This is a genomic window from Rosistilla ulvae, assembly GCF_007741475.1.
Taxonomy (GTDB): domain Bacteria; phylum Planctomycetota; class Planctomycetia; order Pirellulales; family Pirellulaceae; genus Rosistilla; species Rosistilla ulvae.
Genome location: NZ_CP036261.1, coordinates 6,218,236 through 6,238,178 on the forward strand (window position 1 = coordinate 6,218,236; position 19,943 = coordinate 6,238,178).

A 19,943-nucleotide genomic window follows, 5' to 3' on the forward strand; every position below is an offset into this window, starting at 1 on the left:
TGGGACTAGAGCGCGGCTTCGTAGGCCGAGATCTTCGCTTCGTGTTCCAGAGTCATCGCGATATCGTCGAGGCCGTTTAGCATGTTGTGCCGCCGCGACGGTTCAACTTCAAACGTGCGATCGAATCCCTGGCCGTCGCTGATGGTGTTGTTTTCCAGGTCGACGGTCAGTTGGTAGCCTTCGATTTGTTCGGTGCGACGGAACAATTCTTCGATGTCTTCTTCGCTGAGCACGATCGGCAGGACGCCGTTCTTGAAGCAGTTGTTGAAGAAGATGTCGGCGAACGAGGGGGCGAGGACGGCGCGGAAACCGTAATCGTCCAGGGCCCAAACGGCATGCTCGCGGCTCGATCCGTTTCCGAAGTTGCGGCGGGTGATCAGGACCGACGCGCCTTTGGCCGCGGGTTGATTCAGTTCGAAGTCGGGGTTGTCCGAACCGTCTTCGTTGAACCGCCAATCGAAGAACAGAAACTGGCCGAAGCCGGTTCGTTCGATCCGCTTCAGGAATTGTTTGGGGATGATTTGGTCGGTGTCGACGTTGGCGCGATCCATCGTCGCGACGAGGCCGGTGTGCTTTGTGAACTTTTGCATGGAATTGAATGCAGCTTTTTAATCGGTGAGTTTTGATGGTCGGGAGTAATTCGCGACGCCCGACCGCGTGGCGATCGGGCGAATCGGCGGATGTCGTCGGCTAGCTCTTGAAGTCCCACTGGCGGACGTCGGTGAAGTGACCGGCGACGGCGGCAGCGGTTGCCATCTCTGGGCTGACCAAGTGCGTGCGGCCTCCCTTGCCCTGGCGTCCTTCAAAGTTGCGGTTGCTGGTGCTGGCACAGCGTTCGCCCGGAGCAAGTTTGTCGGGGTTCATCGCCAAGCACATGCTGCAGCCCGCTTCACGCCAATCGAAGCCAGCTTCTTTGAAGATCACATCCAGGCCTTCTTCTTCGGCTTGTCGTTTGACTTTGCCGCTGCCTGGAACAACCATCGCGTTGACACTACCGCTGACCTTGTGCCCCTTGGCGACTGCCGCGGCGGCTCGCAAGTCTTCGATCCGTGCATTGGTGCACGAGCCGATGAAGACGCGGTCGATATGGACGTCGGTCAGCGATTTGCCGGCGGTCAGGCCCATGTACTCGAGCGCTTGAGCTGTCGATTTTTGTTCGGTCGGGTCGGTCGAATCGCCTGGCGACGGGATCCGGTCCATCACGCTGATCACTTGGCCGGGGTTGGTTCCCCAGGTGATTTGCGGTTGGATGTCGGAACCTTGGAAGACCTCGCTGCGGTCGTAGGTGGCCCCGGGGTCGCTTGGCAGTTGCTTCCACTTCTCGACAGCGGCGTCGAAGTCCTTGGGGGCTTCGGGCTTGCCGCGGAGATACTCAAAGGTGAGCTCGTCGGGAGCGATCAGGCCGGCGCGAGCACCCGCTTCGATCGACATATTGCAGACCGTCATCCGCTCTTCCATCGAGAATTTGCGGATCGGATCGCCTGTGAATTCCAGCACGTACCCGGTTCCCCCGGCGGTGCCGATCTTGCCGATCAGATACAGGATCGTGTCCTTTGCTGTCACGCCGCGGGGAAGGTCCCCTTCGACACGCAGTTCAAAAGTCTTGGGCTTGTATTGCAGCAGGGTCTGCGTCGCCAGGACGTGCTCGACTTCGCTGGTGCCGATACCGAAAGCCAACGATCCAAACGCACCGTGCGTCGCGGTGTGGCTGTCGCCGCAGACGATCGTCATGCCGGGCTGAGTGAAGCCGTTTTCGGGGCCGATGACGTGTACGATCCCTTGGCGAACGTCGTCGATATCGAACAACTGGACGCCAAATTCTTTGCAGTTGTTGCGCAGGGTGTCAATCTGCTTGCGAGCGATCGGGTCGGCGATCGGCAGGCTGCGGTCGCTGGTTGGGACGTTGTGATCGGGAGTCGCGATCGTGCGGCTGGGCTGGCGCACCTTTCGACCGGCGATCCGCAAACCTTCAAACGCCTGTGGGCTGGTCACTTCGTGGACCAGGTGCAGGTCGATATAAAGGATCGTCTGTTTGCCAGGTTCGCTGTGAACAACATGGTTGTCCCAGATCTTTTCAAACATCGTGCGGGGCTGTCCCCCGCTGCTTTGTGCTGTTGTCATCAGTTGCCGAGACGCCAGGAGCGCCGCTGAGGTTCGGGATTTTCTAAAACACTATTGTATTTGCCGGGGGAGTTTCTCGGTATGGGGGACAGATTTTGGCCGCTGGGATGCTCGGGGTGCATCCCAGCGGCCATTCGTCGCCCGGTCTGGCGCATCGAGGATTTGCGGCGGCCTGCCCTCCCCGAAAAACTCGCTAAACGCTTGTTTTTCGAGCCTTCCTGCTTCGCTGGGAGGGTGAAGTGCGGCATCGCTTCACCCTCCCCCCAGACGAAGTTTGGTAGGGGAGGGTCGAACCCGCGGAGCGCGGTTCGGGGAGGGGGTGCGAGGTATGTCCACAGTGTTCGCTCACCGGCGGTCGGCCCTCGCCGAAAAACTCGCTAAACGCTTGTTTTTCGACCCTCCCTGCGTCGCCGAGCGGGTGAAATGCGGCATCGCTTCACCCTCCCCCAAACGAAGTTTGGTAGGGGAGGGTCGAACCCGCGGAGCGAGGTTCGGGGAGGGGTGCGAGGTGCGTCCCCAGTGCTCGATCACAGCGGTCGGCCCTCCCCGAAAAACTCGCTAAACGCTTGTTTCCCGACCCTCCCTGCTTCGCTGGGAGGGTGAAGTGTTGGCATCGCTTCACCCTCCCCAAACGAAGTTTGAGGGGGAGGGTCGAACCCGCGGAGCGAGGTTCGGGGAGGGGTTGCGAGGTACGTCCGCAGTGCTCGATCACGGCGGTCGGCCCTCCCCGAAAAACTGGCTAAACGCTTGTTTTTCGACCCTCCTTGCTGCGTTGGGAGGGTGAAATCTGTCGCTGCGAGCTCTGTTAATTGCCTGGCGTCAGCAGCGTGTTGTCGATCAGCCGGGTCGCGCCGACGCGAGCGGCGATCAGTGCGACGGCGGGGCGATCGATCGTTGGCAGCGGCTCGAGCGTGATCGCGTCGGCGATTACCGCGTATTCGATCGTGTCGACCTTGGCTTCGGCCAATGCGTCGAGCATGGTTTGCTCCAGTTGTGGGCCATCGGTTTCGCCGCTGCGGAACTGTTGCTCGGCAGCCTTTAGTGCTCGGCTCAGTCCCAGGGCTCGCTGGCGTTGGTCGTCCGAGAGGTAGCGATTCCGCGAACTCATCGCCAATCCGTCGGGCTCGCGGACGATCGGGCAGATCTCCAGTTGGATCGGGACGTTCATATCGCGGCACATCGCCGAGATCACGGCTGCTTGTTGATAGTCTTTTTGGCCGAAGAAGGCGTGGGTGGCTGGAACTATATTAAACAGCTTCATTACGACCGTTGTGACGCCGCGAAAGTGGTCGGGGCGGCTGGCCCCTTCCAGCGTGCCGCCGACAGCGGGAGGGCTGACGTAGGTCGAGAAGCCTGGTGGGTAGACTTCGTTTGGTTCGGGGGTGAAGACGAGGTCGACGCCGGCGGCTTCCAGTTTTTCAAGGTCCGCGTCGAGCGTGCGCGGGTATTTATCGAGGTCTTCGCTGGGAGCAAATTGCGTTGGATTCACGAAGATCGTCGCCGCGGTGCGGTCGCAGATCGTGTGGCTCCGCTGGGCGAGGCTTATGTGTCCGGCGTGTAGTGCGCCCATCGTGGGGACGAGTCCGACGCGATTGCCGACGGCGCGTTGGTCGAGCGTCCATCGCTGTGCTTCGGAGACAAGTTTTACGATTTTCATGGCGATTTCTTTGCGGCGATGTCAGGAGGGGGAGGCCCAGTTGCCGTCGGCGGTGATCGGATGCACTTCGCACTGCATCGAATCGATCGCCGCAGCGACTTCGCTTACCGCCCACGGGAGGTCGTCGACTTCCAGGCGGTATTCGGGCCAGTTCCAGCCGTTGCGGTAGATGATCTGCGGCGAGGGCCAGCGGGTTTCGGGCGTCGTGCGGTGCAGTCGCGCGATCAATCGGGGCATGTTGGGATCGCGCGAGGCGATCTCGGGGGAGGTCGTCGCGATCGCTTCGGGAACAAAATCGGCGACCCAGGGTGTTTTGTCGGGGGGCGTGTTGGTGGCGGCCTGGTCGTCGGGTCGTGGTTGGGTTTCTGCCGCCACGGTTCCCGGCGCGTGGCCGATGATCGACATCGCCGGGCTGGATGTGCTGCGACGGCGGATCGCGATCCCCTGTGTGGAAAGTTGGTTGCAGATTTCGGCTCTCATTTCGCTACCGCCTCCGACCAGGGCGACCGACGGAGCGGCGGCTTGCAGGTGTTCGTAGAGTTGTCGCAGGGTCCATTCGAACCGTGGGTCGCGCCAGTCGCTGGCGACATCTTGGGCGGGAGCCAGGACAAATCCGCGGGCGGTGTAGCGAGGGTGGGGGAGCTTTAATTGCAGCGATGCGCCGACAAAATCGCCGTACAAGACAACGTCCAGGTCGATGCTGCGTTGGTCCCATCGCTGTTTGCGAACGCGGCCGAGGTCTTGTTCGGTCTGCTGCAGCAGGTTCAGCACGCCAGCGGTCGAGAGGGTCGTTTCGATGACTGCCGCTGCGTTAAAGAAGATCGATTGGCCGCTGGGGCCGCCGACCGGCGGAGTCGTAAAGATCCGACTGCATCGCATCGTCAGAACGTCGGGGTGGCGGGCGATCGCCAGCGCGGCCGATCGCATTAATTCATCGCGATCGCCGAGGTTGGATCCCAGGCTAATCAGGCAGTGGGGCACGGGCGGATCATTCAGCAGTTGGGGGTGTCAGCGGGCAAGTGTCCTGCTGATTGTAGCCCCTTGCGGTGTCCATGAAAGATGTCGCGGTGTGACTGCGTCGCGGCGGAGCTAAAAGGACCCACGCATTCGCCTTCCATGGCGACGCGTGGGTCAACAATCTCAAACAAGGAGGGGAAGTCCGGTTCTCGACATTCGTGTCGTTGGCTGTGACTCCCTGCATCACCACCCCCCGAGTTCAAAAGTTCGGTCTCTGTTTCTGCCGGTCGTTGATTGTTTTGGTCCTGTCGGTCGGTGCGCAGCATCGGACAGACGGGGTGTCATTGTTTCGTCGTGCATCCGCCAAGCGGATCGAAGGCGGTTGGAAACGCGTGCCTTCAGGTCGCGGTAAGCACCAATGGTGGCTAGCTGGAAGAGTCGAGGAGATCGCAGTGCTGTGGTGGAGAACTAATCAAACGACTTCGTTTTCCAGGGGTTATCATCGCTGCGATTCCAAACTTTGCATAAGGCTGAGGCGATAAAATCTCATACCGCTGGGTCTTAATTCCGCTGGACGATTCGGCGGGAAAGGCAAGCGATATGATTTCGCATCATTGTGCCGGATGCGTTTGGGTTGTCAAGCAATCAGCCCGTGCGGAATGCAAATTTTTTCATGATTGATCGTTGTTGCTTGCATTGGGGTATTTGGGCAATGGGCGGTTCGTCTGATTTTGAACCGTTGCTCGGTTTGTAGATCGGTGGCAAGTCTGGCAGAATGATTTATGTAACTCGTAACGATGAATCACAACAAGATGTACTAGCGGTCTCGATAGCCATGCCGGAACACGACCCCTCGTTCAAACAGGACATAACACCGACACCGCAGGCGAGTATTGTCGCCGATGTTGCGTCTCTGGGCGGCGCCGATGCGATGCCAGGCGACCCAAAGTACTGGACTCTTGAGCACTACGAAGAGTGTTGTCGATTTCTGGGGCCCGCGGTCTGTCGGCGATTGGGGATCTTTCCATTGCCCGAAGGGTTTGTGCTGTCGGTTGTCGTCCCGGTCTACAACGAAGCGACCACGGTCGAGCGGGCGATCGCGCGACTGCGCAGTACCGGTTTGCCGCTGCAAATCATCTTGGTCAACGACGGCAGCACCGACGGCAGTCACGAGGTGCTCGATGCGCTACCGGCATCGGCCGACTTGACCGTCATTCATCACCCGGCCAACGCGGGCAAGGGGGCCGCTGTGCGGACCGGCTTTGTGGCGGCCAAAGGGGATTGTGTGGTCGTGCAAGATGCCGATCTTGAATACGACCCAAACGATTTTCGCTGGCTGCTGCAACCGCTGGTCGCCGACGAAGCCGATGTGGTGTACGGCACGCGTTATGGTCACTGCGATCGCCAGGTCTCGCCATGGTGGCACCAGGCGGTGAACGGTCTGATCACAGGGCTGTGCAACCTTGCCATTGGGTTGCGATTGAGCGACGTCGAGACGTGTTACAAGATGGTGCGTCGAGACATCATTCAAGATCTGGTGCCCGACTTGAAAGAGAACCGGTTTGGTATCGAAATCGAACTGACTGCGAAGCTTGCCAAGCGTAAGTTACGGTTCACCGAACGCCCGATCCGGTACCAACATCGGTGGTATGACGAAGGGAAGAAAATCGGCTGGAAAGACGGGGTGAGCGCGTTGTGGTGCATCGTCCGCTACGGCCTATTCTCGGGGCGCAAGTAGTTTGTCTGCAATGGCTTGCGTCTTTTCCCTGCGGCGGCCTGTTCGCGGGGAGTCGCAGGCACGCGAAAATTTGCTTGACGAAGGTGTCAGCCTAGCCGTAGCCTAAAGCATATCTTCTCTGATTTGGGGAGGGGGTTGACCGCCGCCCCCCTGATCTCGCCTACGTCTGACACTTTTCCTGGAGGCACCGATTATGCTGATGCGAACAAATGTGATGACGCTCACGGTCAACCCGGCTTTTCTGCAGGAGATCAAGGAGAGTAACCACGATCTGTGGAGCACGTTGCACGAGGTTCGGCAGACCTGCGACGAAGGGGGTTCACGTGCGGAGATCGCCAAGCGATTGGTTCGATTGTTGGATCAGTTGCGCGACCATCTCTCGTTGCAGTTCGCGTTGGAAGAATCGTATGGTTACATCGAGTGTCCCGGAGTGATCGAAAGGCGGATCAGCGAAGCTGCCGAACGGGCTCAAGGTCAGCACTGTCGGTTGTTTTTGCAGTTGACCGATCTGTGTGAATTGGCCGAAGAGTTGCAGTATCGGGGATTTGCGGCGAGCGAGGTGGAGCGTTTGATCGGCGAGACCGAAGCGTTTGATGTCGCTTTGCAGCAACATGAACGATGCGAAGATGAGCTTATTGAAGTCGCATATTTTGATATGAAGCGATAGAATAGATATTGTCTCAGGTACGCGATGTTCTGCGTCCAGGTCTCTGTAGAAGAGGAATTGAGCTGATGTTCTCACAAACGGTTTGTCGTCCGATGGAGATCTTGCTGGTCGAGGATGGTTTGCTCGACGCGCGGGTAACGATCTTGGCGCTGGGACGCTGCAGCATTCACCATCGTGTGACCTTGGTGCGGAGCATTTCCGAGGCGTTGGCATTTGTCCGTCAGGAAGGTGTTTTCCGCCGCGCGCCGCAGCCCGATCTGGTTCTCTTGGATCTGTTGTTGCCCGATGGCAAGGGGACCGATCTGCTCCGCGATTTGCGGCAGATGCCCAACCTTTCGGAAGTCCCCGTCGTGGTCCTGACCGCTTCGGGCGATCCCGAAAATCGGACGATCTGTTCGACGTTGAAGGTCGACGATTACATCGAAAAACCTGTCGATGAAGACAAGTTCCTGCGAGTTGTCCGCGAGCACAAACGGTTGTTGGTCTTTGGTGCCCGCGCCTTGCGATCGGTCTTTCCCGAGCACACTCTGGCGACGTCCCCCTAGCCGTTGCAATTGGTCGGAGCGTCTCATGCTGCCGACCGCCGCGAACTCTCCGTCGTCGCCAGTGGCTGCGGCGGCTTGCGATTGCAGCAGCAGTCGCTCTTCTGCCGCCGCTGGCTTTCCCTGACTCTAGGAGTGCATTCATTGCGTCCTAAGTCGCCGCAAAAGTCGGTTTCATAGCCGCTTCGGTTGCGAGCAGGTTTCGACTATATTGAGGCTCCAACAAAACGATAGCTGCTGTGGGAGCAAAAATGCCCAATCTGGTTTGCCGCGGCGTGCGCGGGGCGATAACGGTCGAAGAGAATTCAAAATCGCAAATACTGCTGGCGACCCGCCAGATGTTGGCGCTGATGATGCGTCAAAACAGCATCCAAGCGATCGACTTGGCCAGTGCCATCTTCACCGTCACCAAGGACTTGGATGCCGAGTTTCCGGCCGTGGCGGCTCGGCAATTGGGCTGGATCGACGTTCCGTTGATGTGCGGTTATGAGATATCCGTCGAGGGTTCGCTGCCGCTCTGTATCCGCGTGCTGCTGCACTGGAACACCGACGTCCCGCAAGACAAGATTCACCATGTCTATCTCCGCGACGCGGCCGCGCTGCGTCCCGATCTGTGCAAGTTGCCGCCGTTGGACGACGCGGAACTGGAGGCCTGGATCGCGGAAAATTTGCAGTCGTAGCGCCCCGATGGCGTGACGTTGCGGACTGCTTCGCCGATTCTGTGGAAACGATGGCTGTCAAAATCACCTGGAAAACGACTCCCGAAATCAGTCCGCTGTGCGCTGCCGCAGCGGTCGCCAGCGGTTTGCCGGTCGCAGATGCTCAGTTGCCCGGATTGATCGGTCACTGCGTTCAATCGATCAGCGATCGATTGGCCGTTGCCGACTTGGACGTCGACCGGTTTTGGAACTGTTTGATCGCCGCGGGCGATCGTCCCCGCGACCACCGAGCGCGGGTTGAAGCGGCGTTGCTGCAAGCCGGCTGTGGCGAGCTGGCTGCCGATTCGATCGCTCCGACGATCTCGGGTCAGTTGGCGGATCTGAAAATCGCTTACGCCGAAGCGTTTCCAAAACTCAGCGAACAGTTGCCGCTGCGGGCTCGCGTGCTGCAGGAGCAATGGGAGGCGCGAGGCCCCGGTTTGATCGCCGTGATCGGCAAGTTGACCCATCGCGACCTGATTCCCAAAAAAGGAACGGTCGCGTTCGTCCAGCCCGCTTTGGGCGGCGGCGGCGACGCGAGCCCCGAGACCGGCCTGGTTTGGATCGAGGCGGTGCTTGCCAATCCGTTTCCCGATATTCCCGAAGTCGTTCGCTTGGGCTGGTTGTTGGCGCGACTGGGGCTGGGACGCAAGGCGGCCAGTAAATTAGTCGACGCGAAACACCTTCCCGATCTGGCCGCATTGGCGCTGTTGCCGATCGTTCTCGAAGCCGCTCGCGACGTCGAGCTGTTGGGCGACGTCGAGCTGTCGCGGTTGATGGATGCTTGGAACACCCGGCGGATCAACAGCAATTGCACCGCCGAAAGTTTGAACCCATGGTGGTCGCAGATGCGCGAAGGGACGACTCCGTTTCCGGTGGGGCTCAAGGCGCTCGACCGCATTCTGACCGCGTAGGTCGACGGCGCCTGTGCGATGCCATCGTCGGTCCCTGTTGGGATCGATCCAACCAACTCTCTTCTGTCTCTTTGAAATAAGCCATGGATCCTAAGCCAGAAACGCCGCTTCCCAAGAACGTTCCGCTGTGGCAGCGCATGTACGCACGGGGCGTCTTCTATCCGACGTTGACGTGGAACATGTTGTTGGGGCGAGCGTTGAAAGTTCGCCGCTGGTGGGATCCGATCGATCCGCATGTGATCGTCGGCGCGTATCCGTTCGCTCGCGATGTCTCGCTGATGTACGAGCAGGGAGTTCGCGCGGTCGTCAATACGTGTGAAGAATATGCTGGCCCGCAAGCTGTCTACGACGCGATGGGAATCGAGCAGTTCCGGATGCCGACGACCGACTTCACGCATCCGAAGTTGGAGGATATCGAGCGGGCTGTCGAATTTGTGCAGTCGCACGTCGCTCAAGAGCACACGGTTTACATCCACTGCAAAGCGGGCCGCGCCCGCAGCGCAACGGTCGCTCTTTGTTGGTTGATCAAGTATCGCGGACAAACTCCCGAACAGGCCCAGAAGATTCTGCTTGAGCGTCGACCGCATGTGAATCCGCATGTCTATCTGCGTCCAGTCGTCGCGGAATTTGTGAAGCGAATCGGCTAGGTCGCGCCATCTTATTGACGCTTGCCAAGGTAAACTTGATAATTGGTCATTCGATGCCACGTGCGGAAGAATGCCTTGTCTGAATTTTCGGGTAACGTCGACGATCCACTGATCCCATTGCTTCGCTTAGCAATGTTGCCCGGCATCGGTCCACGGACGCTGACCGCTTTGCTGGAGTGCTTTGATTCGCCCAGCGATGTTCTTGCCGCATCGTCCGATGCGTTGATGCGAGTCGCCGGCGTGGGGCCGAAGTTGGTCGATGCGATCCGCAGTCCCAACGCCCAAGTCGACGTCGAGGATTTGATCGCGGAGTGCCAGCGGTTGCAGATCCAAATCGTGCCGCAGGCTGCCGACGGCTATCCCAAACGTTTGCTGGAACTGTGCGACGCGCCGCCGGTGTTATTCATGCGGGGGACGTTTCTCAAAGAGGATGAACTGGCGGTCGCCATCGTCGGCACTCGGCATCCGACGCCTTATGGACGACGGCAGACACAGGTCTTGGCGGCGGGACTGGCTCGCGCGGGAGTGACCATTGTTAGTGGGCTGGCGCGAGGAATCGATGGCATCGCTCATCAAGCGGCGCTCGATGCGGGAGGCCGCACGATCGCGGTGCTCGGCGGCGGAATGGGGGCGATCTATCCGGCAGAGCATGGTGGTTTGGCGGATGACGTGACGGCCAACGGGTGTTTGATCAGCGAGAATCCACCGTGGGCTAAACCTCGCGCGGGAATGTTCCCGCAACGCAACCGTTTGATCAGCGGGCTGTCGCTTGGCGTCTGCGTGATCGAAGCGGCCGACCGTAGCGGTGCGCTGATCACAGCGCGGTTGGCGAGCGAGCAGGGACGCGACTGTTTCGCCCTGCCCGGTCCCGTCAATTCGCGGATGTCGCGCGGCACGAATCAATTGATCCGCGATGGCGTCACGTTGATCCAATCGGTCGACGACATCTTGGAAAGCCTGGGGCCGCTGTCTCAACCGGTTCAGGTTCGCGATGCCGACGACGCGCCCCGACAATTGCATCAGCCTGCCGAGTTGCTGTTGAACGAACAGGAGTGCCAAGTTCTCGACGCGATCGGCGCCATGGCAACATCGATCGACGAGATCATCGCCAACACGAAATTGCCAGCGCACCGAGTGCTGTCGACCGTCAGCGTGTTGGAGATGCGACGCCTGGTTCGACGGACCGGCGGCCAGCACCTGGTGCGGATTTAAGGTGGTCTGCAATCAGCGGGAACACTGATTGCGGGACCACTCTACGCTTTGCGGATGAAATCGGCGGCGTAGCTGCGGATGTGTTGGCCGTTGAGGACGTGGACCATTCGCAGTTGCTGGATGTGGCTGTCGCTGAACGATCCGATCGGCACATGGACCAAGTGTTTATGGAATCGCTTGGCCAGCCGACGCCAGCCCGCTCCCGGCGGCAGGCTGGACATGATCGCGATCTGCCGGGAACGCGAGTAGGTGCACGCCGCGGCGATCAAACGCTCTTCCAACGAATCGACGAAGTCCAATCGTGGATCGTTCCAGATGTCGGGGATCACGACTGGCGGGAACAGGAACATCGCGCCGCCATAGACCGACATCCCGATCCCCGGCCCGACCATCTCTTTGGAGAAGTCGGTTGCGTAGAAGGCGAGCGTCGATTCCTCTTCGTGTTCGGCGAACCACGTCGTACGCCACGGGTAGTCGCGCGGATCCGAAGGGCTGTCGAACAGCATCACACAGCAGTCGAGCTTGCCGCGATCGGGCGGAAGGACTTTGACGTAGATCTGTTTCTCGTACCAATGACGCAGCGTATCGCGGATGTCGATGCCATCCTTCACGCTGGTGGTAAACTTCTCCGTCCGCGCCAGATCGGTTCCCAGGATCGCTTGGGCCCGTTCGACGACGCGGGTGCGGAAGTTTTCAATCTGTTGGTCTTCGGGCGGGTAACTGCATTGCCCGTACGGATTCCAGCGGTACTGCCAACGCTTCGATTCCTCTTGCGTCGGGCGGCGATTCAATTGCAGCGTCTGCCAGCTGACCTCGGGACCGGGCAAGCGGTTGACCAGCGGAACGATCTGGCCATCGGGGAGCCTCGCCTGGTCGATCCCCAACGTGACCTGATTGCGATCGTTGTTGGAATCCGAATTTAGATAAGGATACGACCGTGCGGTTTCGACCACGTGCAGCGCGAACTGCGGCCCCAGGATCTGCTTTGCCGCGACGACGATCGTGTACAGATCGGGCGTCATCCGGCGTCCGATCAGCGACAGGTTGCGAATGTATTTCAGGCACTGACTCAGCAGCAGCGGCGTCACTTTGCGAGCTCGCACGCCGAGGTCGGCGCGGTAGGCATCACGAGCGGCCAGCAGCAGTTGCTTGACGCCATCGATCGACAGGAAGCGATCGTCCTCCAGTTCGGCGCGGGCCCGTTCGTAGAGTCCTGTGATGTAGGGGAGTTCGCCAAACATGAAGTTCAACGACCGAGGATTGACGTCGTAGATCTCGGGCGGTTCGACAAGATCGTGCTCGGGCATCTCGGCATCACTTTCGCGATACGCCTGCCGGACCCAAGGCCACTGCAGAACGCTGCAGACGAAAAGGAGCTTTTCGTAGCGTTGTTCGAGTTCGCGGAGCCGCAGGGCCATGTGCAAGATCCGCTGCTGTATCTGGCGGTCGGGCGGATGTGGAACGCCCGGCAACATCGCCGCCGCAAAACGCTCCAACGGCACGCGTTTGAGCGCAAACGGATCGGGCATCGTCGCCGACATCGGCTCAAACGGATCGGTCTCCAAATCGATGAAATGCCGCGGCAAATGTTCGCCCATCGCGATCCGGATCGCCATGATCACCGGCTGGCAGGGATCGATCGGCACATAGCTGGTCGGGGATTCGTCGTCGAAATCGTCTTCATCGTCGTCGTCCGCTTGCGATTCGGACCACTCCGATTCGGTAAACCGCGGCGACGTCGGCTGGATCACGATCGAGGGCTTGGGCAGCTGCAGCACTCCCTCTTCGACTCGCTGTTGAAACGAATGAGGCAGCGGAATCGCGACGCAATCGAATTCGTGCTCCAACATCCGGCGGCGAACTTCCCAGGAAAAATCGCCGCTACCATGGATGATCGGGATCACCGAGATGCGTGGACTGATCTGCAAAGGTTCGGGGAACTGGGGCATTGAGCCAGACGCTTTTCAATTTGGGGGTGATGGGAATCGATCCGATCGCGGCGAGCCTTCAATATAGCTTGGTTTGGGGAAAAGGTTGACCAGCCTGACAGTGGACACGATACTTTCCAATTCGATCGATTCTCCCCAACCGGGCGTTTGCTGTTGCCGACCGCCCCCTTGCACTTGATCTCGTTGAATGGACCTCCATGTCGAAGCCAACTTTTTTTCTGCTTTCCCTGTTCGCCTGCGTTTCGGTACTGGGTACCGGATGCAATAAAAGTTCCAGCGATTCGGCCGGTGGCGGCGACTCCGGCCAACGCCCTAGCGTCGCTTATGTGACCAACGGCGTCGCCTCGTTTTGGGTGATCGCCGAAGCGGGCGTCAAGCAAGGTGGGAAGGATTTTGATGCCGACGTCGAAGTGCTGATGCCGGCTGAAGGGATCACCGCGCAGAAGCGGATGATCGAAGATCTTTTGACTAAGGGGACCGATGGGATCGCGATCAGCCCGATCGATCCAGAGAATCAAACCGAGTTGATCAACAAGGCAGCGAAGTACGCCAAAGTGATCACGCACGACAGCGACGCTCCCGATTCGGATCGGCTGTGCTACATCGGAGTGGACAACTATGTCGCGGGGCGGATGTGCGGCGAACTGGTCCGCGAAGCGATGCCCGAGGGGGGCAAGTTGGCGATCTTCATCGGCCGCTTGGAACAGGACAACGCTCGCCGCCGACGTCAGGGAGTGATCGACGCGGTCTTGGGACGCAGCGAAGATCCGACGCGTTTCGACCCGCCCGACGCGGAGATTAAAGAGGGAGACTGGCACATCGTCGGCACCTACACCGATCAATTCGATCGCGCTCAAGGGAAAGCGAACGCCGAGGATGCGATCAGCCGCCATCCCGATCTGGCTGGCATGGTGGGGCTGTTCGCCTACAACCCGCCGCTGATGCTCGAAGCGCTCACGCAGAGCGGACATCTTGGAAAAATCAAAGTCATCGGATTCGACGAAGCTCAAGAAACCCTGCAGGGAATTCAAGACGGCAACGTCTACGGAACCGTCGTGCAAAATCCGTTCGAATACGGCCGGCAATCGGTCAAGGTGTTGGCGGGGTTGGCTCGCGGCGAGAATCTCCAGTCGTTGGGAATTCCCGAAGTCGGATTCCTCGACATCCCGGCTCGCAAGATTCGCAAGGATAACCTGGACGAATTCTGGGCCGAGTTGAAGAAGAACATGGGTGAGACAGCGGAGTAATTCCAAGCCGAGCGTCGGGAGCCTCGATGCCGAGGTGCCCGTTTTTACCGTAAGCCAAGTTCGTTTGCATGACATCCCATTCCCCGGCGGCAGTGCCACTGTTAGAGGTTCGTGACGTAACAAAACGTTTTGCGGGAATCGCTGCGCTCAGCGGCGTTTCGCTGTCGGCGACGCGGGGGCAAGTGCATGCCGTGATCGGCGAAAACGGTGCCGGCAAGAGCACGCTGATGAAGATCTTGGCCGGCGTGCAGTTGCCCGATTCGGGGCAGATTCTGCTGGACGGCAAACCGGTTAGAATCGATTCGGTGCAGCGGGCGTTGGAGCTGGGGATCGCGCTGATCCATCAAGAGTTAAACCTCTCGGACAATCTGGACGTCGGGGCGAATCTGTTTTTGGGTCGCGAGCCGCGGCGGTTCGGATTGATCGATTTCGGCAAGATCCGCGAAGCATCGCGGCAGTACTTGCAGATGGTCGGGCTGGATATCGATCCGGGGACGATCGCTGGCGATCTGACGATCGGGATGCAGCAGATGGTCGAGATCGCCAAGGCGTTGTCGGTCGATGCGCGGTTGTTGATCATGGACGAACCGACCAGCAGCCTTTCGCAGCACGAGACCGAAGCGTTGTTCCGCGTCATCCGGCGGCTGCGCGAACAGGGCGTGACGATCCTCTATATCTCGCATCGATTGGGCGAGATCATCGAACTTGCCGACACGGTCACCGTCCTCCGCGATGGAGAAAACGCGGGGCATTTGAGCCGCGATCAGATCAGCCACGACGCGATGGTCCAACGGATGGTAGGACGCGATATCTCGAAGTATTACGCGCGAGCGGAGCATCCGCGGGGCGATGTGATGCTGGAATTGAAACAACTGCGGACATCGACGTGGCCGGCTCACGCTTTGAATTTCAAGGTTCACGCCGGAGAGATCGTTGGCGTCGCGGGACTGGTGGGAGCTGGCCGAACCGAGTTGATGTCGACGATCTTCGGAACTCAGCGGGCTGTCTCGGGAGAGGTTCTCGTGGCGGGGAAGCCTCTGCGACTGAGGCACTGCCGCGACGCGATCGATGCGGGAATCGCGATGGTTCCCGAGGATCGCAAGCAGCAGGGCTTGATCCTGGAGATGGGGATCCGGATGAACGTGGGGCTGCCCGGGTTGGAACGGCATCGGCATCTGGGCGGCTTCTTGAATCGCCAAAAGGAACGCGCCGATTCGGATCGGATGATCGCGGAGATGAAGATCAAATCGAGTTCGGATATGCTTCCGACTCAATTTCTGTCGGGCGGCAATCAGCAGAAGGTGGTGATCGGCAAATGGTTGTCGATGCATCCCAAGGTGCTGTTGTTGGACGAACCGACGCGCGGCGTCGACATCGGTGCCAAGCAAGAGATCTATCGGTTGATGGAAGAACTGGCGGCCAGCGGCGTGGCGGTGCTGTTTGTTTCGAGTGAAATGGAAGAAGTGTTAAGCATGAGCGATCGGACGATCGTGATGCACGAAGGCAAGATCAGCGGTGAATTGCGACGCGATCAATTGTCCGAAGAAGCGGTGATGCAATTGGCGACCGGGAACCCCGTCGCCGCCGCGTCGACCTGAACGAACGATTCGATAACATGAAAAAAATACTTGGCATCTTGGGTCTGTTGGTCTTCATCTGCGTCGTCACGGCGCTGATGAGCGATCGCTTTTTGACGCAGTTTAACATCGAGAATTTGATCCGCCGCAGCGCGCTGTTTGGGATCATTTCGGTGGGGGCGGCGTTTGTGATCATCACCGGTGGGATCGATCTATCGATCGGATCGGTCGTCTGCATGATCGGTTGTCTGTTGCCCTGGATGTTGGTCCAGCAAGAGTTCTCGGTGCCGCTGGCCTTACTGATCTCGTTGGGGATCTCGCTGGCGGTCGGACTCAGCCATGGCCTACTGATCACCAAGGTCCGCTTGCAACCGTTTGTGGTCACGCTGTGCGGGCTGTTGGTCTATCGCGGGATCACGCGCGGGATCGTGCAAGATCAGACGCAGGGTTTCAAGAGCGGCTACCAATCGCTGCGAGCTCTTGCCCAGGGGCAGATGCCGTTGCCGGGGACCGACTTTGGGATCCCTTATCCCTGTCTGATTCTGGCCGTTGTGGCGGTGCTGGCGATCCTGTTTTTGAACTACACGATCTACGGACGCTACATGTTGGCGTTGGGCCGCAATGAAACTGCGGCTCGGTACAGCGGGATCAACACCGATCGGATGATCATCCTGGCCTACATGATCTGTGCGCTGTTGAGCGGGCTGGGCGGGATGTTGTTTGTGCTGGATGTCGGCAGCGCCCAGCCAGTCGACTTTGGCAACTTCTACGAACTCTACGCGATCGCCGCGGCGGTCTTGGGTGGCTGCAGCTTGCGTGGCGGCGAGGGGACGATCATCGGTGTTGTGATCGGAGCCGCGGTGATGCAGGTGCTGAAGAATTCGATCACGTTGATCGATGCGATCCCCACCAACATCGAATTTGCGGTGATTGGGATCGTGATTCTCGGCGGAGTGATCGCCGACGAATATGTCAAACGCTTCGCCGCCGCGCGGCGAGCACGCCTGCAAGCCGAACTGGCTCAACAGGCGGAGTGATCGCGACCGAAGCGGTCGCGATGTAGAGGATTTGCCAGGCGGGCGTTGCCCTGCCGGCGAGTGTTGCCCCGCCAGCGAAAGCCGACGCGATGGCTACTTGTCTTCGCCGGAATTTTCGCGATTCGGAGCGTTGCGATCGTACAGCGCCGAGACGTTGCCGGGGCTGCGTTTCCCAAGTCCTTCGGAATTGAGGGGAGGGAAGTCTTCGGCACGCGACGCGGTTCCCAGCGGGATCACGAGATCTTGGTCCAAGCTGCGGAGATAACCGAGCAGTTTGTTCAGCGAGATCGTTGTGATACCAAGTTGCTTCGCACGCGCTTTCAGTTTACCAACAGCCGCCAAAACCGAGGCGTTGCCCGCTTGAGCGTCGGGATCCCCCTCGCTGAATTCAGGGTTGGTTCCCAACACCAAGAATCGCGTGTCGAAGGTCAGTTCACCCGTTTCGGTGCCACGAGCGTCGACTTGAGCACTGACGATCGCTCCAGCCGATTTGATCATCGCCTTGATACGGTCCGAATCATCGTTTCCGTCGCCGTCGAGATCCATCAAACCAGCCAATGCGATTTCGACTCGACGACCCGGAGCCCAGAAGGGAGTGTAGATCTTGTCGTCTTCGATGACGGGATTGCGGAGATCGGGGTTGTGGACCACGCGTGCCTGGGCCAGATGGGAACCGAGAATCGCGGTGACTTCCAGGTTCGCCTTGGGTTCAACGTTGGTCACACGAACTTCGTCTTGATCGATCACACCAAATGTGACGCCGGTGATCAGCCCGTCAGCACTTCCCAGATTGACGAAGACCACGTTGCCACCGGGCATCACGTGAACGACGCGTCCTTGAGGTGTTTCGAATTCGTCGTTACGCAACGTTTCGATGGTGTTCTTTTGGTCGTCGATCGTGGTCTGCAATTGGGTCGACTGTTTGACCAACTGGGTCTTTTCGCGAGCTGCGGAGGTCGTGATCGCGGTGATCTGTTGCTGCGATTTGGTCAACAGATCCTGCATTTGTTGCTGTTTCAGGTTGTGATCTTCCCGCGCTTTGGCCAGATCGGCCATCGTCTTCTGCAGTTGGGTGTTCAGTTCATCCTTGTCTTTTTCCGCTTTGTCGGCGCGAGCGGTTTCGCGTTCAAGGATCGCATCTTTCTCTTTGCCCAGTCGCGCGATCTGCTGTTCCGCGGCAGCCAACAGTGCTGACTTGTCGCGAATCGTCCGCATCAGGAACGAAGGCAATTCGTGATAATTCTTCTTGCCATCTTCGTTCATCAACGACATGTCTTGGGCGAACTGTTGCTCGATCAAGTTCATCTTGTCGTCGCCGCCGGCACTGGTCAGCATCTGCGCAAATTCGGCATCGGTCATCTGACCGACTCCCAGCATCCGCTCCATCACCTGGATCTTGCTGTCCTGGGTTCGCACTTGATTCTGCGCATTTTGCAGCGACGCATTGGCTTTGGTCTTCTCCTGCGAAGCCGCATCGCCCCATTGCCACATGAAGAAATTGCCGACTAGCGACAGGACCAAAACGATAATGCAGGTAATCAAACTGCCGCGAATCACGGAATCGTCGCGAGCTGCCATTTCGAAACTCCATACGCTCCGGCCAGGGACGAGAGCATGCGTGCCGGAAGTTAATGAGGGGTGTGAACTGCTGTCATCTTATTCAACAATTCCAAGAATACCAGATTTACCCTGTAAAGGTCGCCAAATCACCTAGCCCCCCCACTGCCGATTAGAGCGCTTATTCGCGACGGGAGGGCTCGTTGCCTCGATTCGCTAGCGCTGTGGAGGGGGCGATTGGGAGTGATTCACCAATCGAGGGGGCTCGGCGGCGGCTATTTGCCTGCCTCGCCGAGCCGATCACCGGACATCTACATTCTAATAAGAAGATCGTTGCGGCGTCTGGCTGGTCCGCGATACGGAAAGAATATCACTCGCGGCGTGGCTCAGTCCGTAAGGCCCATTCGGCTGGTTCAGTTCCAGAAAGACTGTAAATCGCGAGTTGGGGCTTTCGGAATAGATCACCGGGGTGGGAGTGATCTTCATCAGGCTCGACGGACTGCCGTTCCAGCCATAGGAATAGCCGCCGGAGCCGAGCGAATGGTCGGGGGAGAGATGGTAATGGGCCATCATCAGCGAAACCAACCGCGTCGGATCGCCGGTGAAGCCGTTGAAGCTGATCCGTTGTAGCCGATGCTGGGGGGTGAAGTAGTAGGTGATCGTGCCAGCCAGGTCGTCCGGTTTGGCGCCGGTGACGACGGGGACGCGGAGACCTTCCAGTTGGCGATCGGCCAGAACCGTCGTGACTCGCGAAAATTGAGCTGTCACCCAGGCGGGGGTGGCATCAAAACGCAAGATGTCGCGAAAGTCTTGGAACGGGCCGCCGGCGAGCGCTTGGCTGGGGTGGCTCAACCAATCCAGATCCCGATGCGGGTGCTTGTCGCCCCGCGCCCAGAGGGCTTCGGTGCTGTAGTGCGAATCCATGCCATCGGCCGATGGCGAGGTCCAACCGGCGGTTTGCGCATCGCTTCCGCTGGCAGTGACCTGAGTCAGTTTGGCTTGCAACGATTGGCCGAGTTCGGTTTCCGTGGCGACGTAGGGCCCACCAACCAGACCTCCGGCCAACAGCAACAAGATCGGAGGACGTTGAATCATGGCAGGGTGCTCCAACACACATAGCGATCGTGAGATCGGCGTCCCTGCCCAACGTTTGTCCGCACCGATCCGTGGTGAAGATATTTTTCTTTTCGGGCCCCAGGCCCATCGCTAATAGATCGTCGAAATCGGGGCGTGAACTTGCGAATCGTCGGCGCGGCCTGCACAACCGCTGCATCTGGCGGCACCGGAAAGCGGAGCTCCAAAACCAAGTTTCTGAGCATTTTGACCTGGACCCGTGAACACCCCTTTGGTTATTCGAGGTCTCGTCGCGCCAATATGCCCGATGCGCGACGATGCCGTCTACGAATTCATTCCCCTCCAGTTA

At 59.1% G+C, this 19,943-nt stretch carries 17 protein-coding genes; 10 read left to right on the top strand and 7 right to left on the bottom strand.

Going from position 1 to position 19,943, the window contains the following annotated elements:
• Positions 1-5 precede the first annotated feature (5 nt).
• The 4 genes from leuD to folK all read right to left on the bottom strand — a co-directional run bounded on the left by leuD (position 6) and on the right by folK (position 4,759).
• Complete coding sequence (gene leuD, locus EC9_RS22065) at positions 6-590, bottom strand: 3-isopropylmalate dehydratase small subunit (protein ID WP_145348230.1); 585 nt, start codon at positions 588-590, stop codon at positions 6-8.
• Between the two features lie 100 nt (positions 591-690).
• Complete coding sequence (leuC, locus tag EC9_RS22070) at positions 691-2,121, bottom strand: 3-isopropylmalate dehydratase large subunit (protein WP_145348231.1); 1,431 nt, start codon at positions 2,119-2,121, stop codon at positions 691-693.
• 805 nt (positions 2,122-2,926) lie between these two features.
• Positions 2,927-3,778: a pantoate--beta-alanine ligase gene (gene panC, locus EC9_RS22075; protein WP_145348232.1), complete on the bottom strand. Its 852-nt coding sequence runs from the start codon at positions 3,776-3,778 to the stop codon at positions 2,927-2,929.
• Positions 3,779-3,799: 21 nt separating this feature from the next.
• On the bottom strand, positions 3,800-4,759 hold the full coding sequence (folK, locus tag EC9_RS22080; RefSeq protein ID WP_145348233.1) for a 2-amino-4-hydroxy-6-hydroxymethyldihydropteridine diphosphokinase: 960 nt from the start codon (positions 4,757-4,759) through the stop codon (positions 3,800-3,802).
• 811 nt (positions 4,760-5,570) lie between these two features.
• On the opposite strand from folK, the gene EC9_RS22085 reads away from it, so the two are divergent.
• The 7 genes from EC9_RS22085 (at position 5,571) to dprA (ending at position 11,153) form a co-directional block, all read left to right on the top strand.
• Positions 5,571-6,473: a glycosyltransferase family 2 protein gene (locus EC9_RS22085; protein WP_145348234.1), complete on the top strand. Its 903-nt coding sequence runs from the start codon at positions 5,571-5,573 to the stop codon at positions 6,471-6,473.
• Positions 6,474-6,666: 193 nt separating this feature from the next.
• Positions 6,667-7,140 (top strand): hypothetical protein, encoded by a 474-nt coding sequence (locus EC9_RS22090; protein ID WP_145348235.1) that lies wholly within the window; start codon positions 6,667-6,669, stop codon positions 7,138-7,140.
• Positions 7,141-7,205: 65 nt separating this feature from the next.
• Positions 7,206-7,685, top strand: coding sequence for a response regulator (locus tag EC9_RS22095; RefSeq protein WP_246105826.1), 480 nt, complete (start codon positions 7,206-7,208; stop codon positions 7,683-7,685).
• Positions 7,686-7,933: 248 nt separating this feature from the next.
• Entirely contained in the window at positions 7,934-8,362 is a 429-nt protein-coding gene (gene aroH, locus EC9_RS22100) for a chorismate mutase (protein ID WP_145123608.1), read from the top strand.
• 50 nt (positions 8,363-8,412) lie between these two features.
• Positions 8,413-9,294: a hypothetical protein gene (locus tag EC9_RS22105; protein ID WP_145348236.1), complete on the top strand. Its 882-nt coding sequence runs from the start codon at positions 8,413-8,415 to the stop codon at positions 9,292-9,294.
• 83 nt (positions 9,295-9,377) lie between these two features.
• On the top strand, positions 9,378-9,941 hold the full coding sequence (locus tag EC9_RS22110; RefSeq protein ID WP_246105827.1) for a dual specificity protein phosphatase family protein: 564 nt from the start codon (positions 9,378-9,380) through the stop codon (positions 9,939-9,941).
• A gap of 75 nt (positions 9,942-10,016) precedes the next feature.
• The gene (gene dprA / locus EC9_RS22115; RefSeq protein ID WP_246105828.1) at positions 10,017-11,153 is read left to right on the top strand and encodes a DNA-processing protein DprA; all 1,137 of its coding nucleotides are present in this window, start codon (positions 10,017-10,019) and stop codon (positions 11,151-11,153) included.
• A 41-nt stretch (positions 11,154-11,194) separates the two neighbouring features.
• Here the strand turns inward: dprA and EC9_RS22120 are convergent, their stop codons facing one another.
• A complete protein-coding gene (locus EC9_RS22120) occupies positions 11,195-13,102 on the bottom strand; it encodes a hypothetical protein (protein WP_145348237.1) in 1,908 nt (635 codons plus the stop codon).
• 197 nt (positions 13,103-13,299) lie between these two features.
• Between EC9_RS22120 and EC9_RS22125 the strand changes: the two genes are divergently transcribed.
• From EC9_RS22125 to EC9_RS22135, 3 genes are all read left to right on the top strand, one after another.
• Positions 13,300-14,349, top strand: a complete 1,050-nt coding sequence (locus tag EC9_RS22125) for a sugar-binding protein (protein WP_145348238.1) — start codon at positions 13,300-13,302, stop codon at positions 14,347-14,349.
• A gap of 68 nt (positions 14,350-14,417) precedes the next feature.
• Entirely contained in the window at positions 14,418-15,947 is a 1,530-nt protein-coding gene (locus EC9_RS22130) for a sugar ABC transporter ATP-binding protein (RefSeq protein WP_145348239.1), read from the top strand.
• Between the two features lie 17 nt (positions 15,948-15,964).
• A complete protein-coding gene (locus EC9_RS22135; RefSeq protein ID WP_145100890.1) occupies positions 15,965-16,963 on the top strand; it encodes an ABC transporter permease in 999 nt (332 codons plus the stop codon).
• A 93-nt stretch (positions 16,964-17,056) separates the two neighbouring features.
• Here the strand turns inward: EC9_RS22135 and EC9_RS22140 are convergent, their stop codons facing one another.
• Both EC9_RS22140 and EC9_RS22145 read right to left on the bottom strand, forming a co-directional pair.
• A complete protein-coding gene (locus EC9_RS22140; RefSeq protein ID WP_145348240.1) occupies positions 17,057-18,541 on the bottom strand; it encodes a hypothetical protein in 1,485 nt (494 codons plus the stop codon).
• 297 nt (positions 18,542-18,838) lie between these two features.
• Complete coding sequence (locus EC9_RS22145) at positions 18,839-19,615, bottom strand: DUF6690 family protein (RefSeq protein ID WP_145348241.1); 777 nt, start codon at positions 19,613-19,615, stop codon at positions 18,839-18,841.
• Positions 19,616-19,943 lie beyond the last annotated feature (328 nt).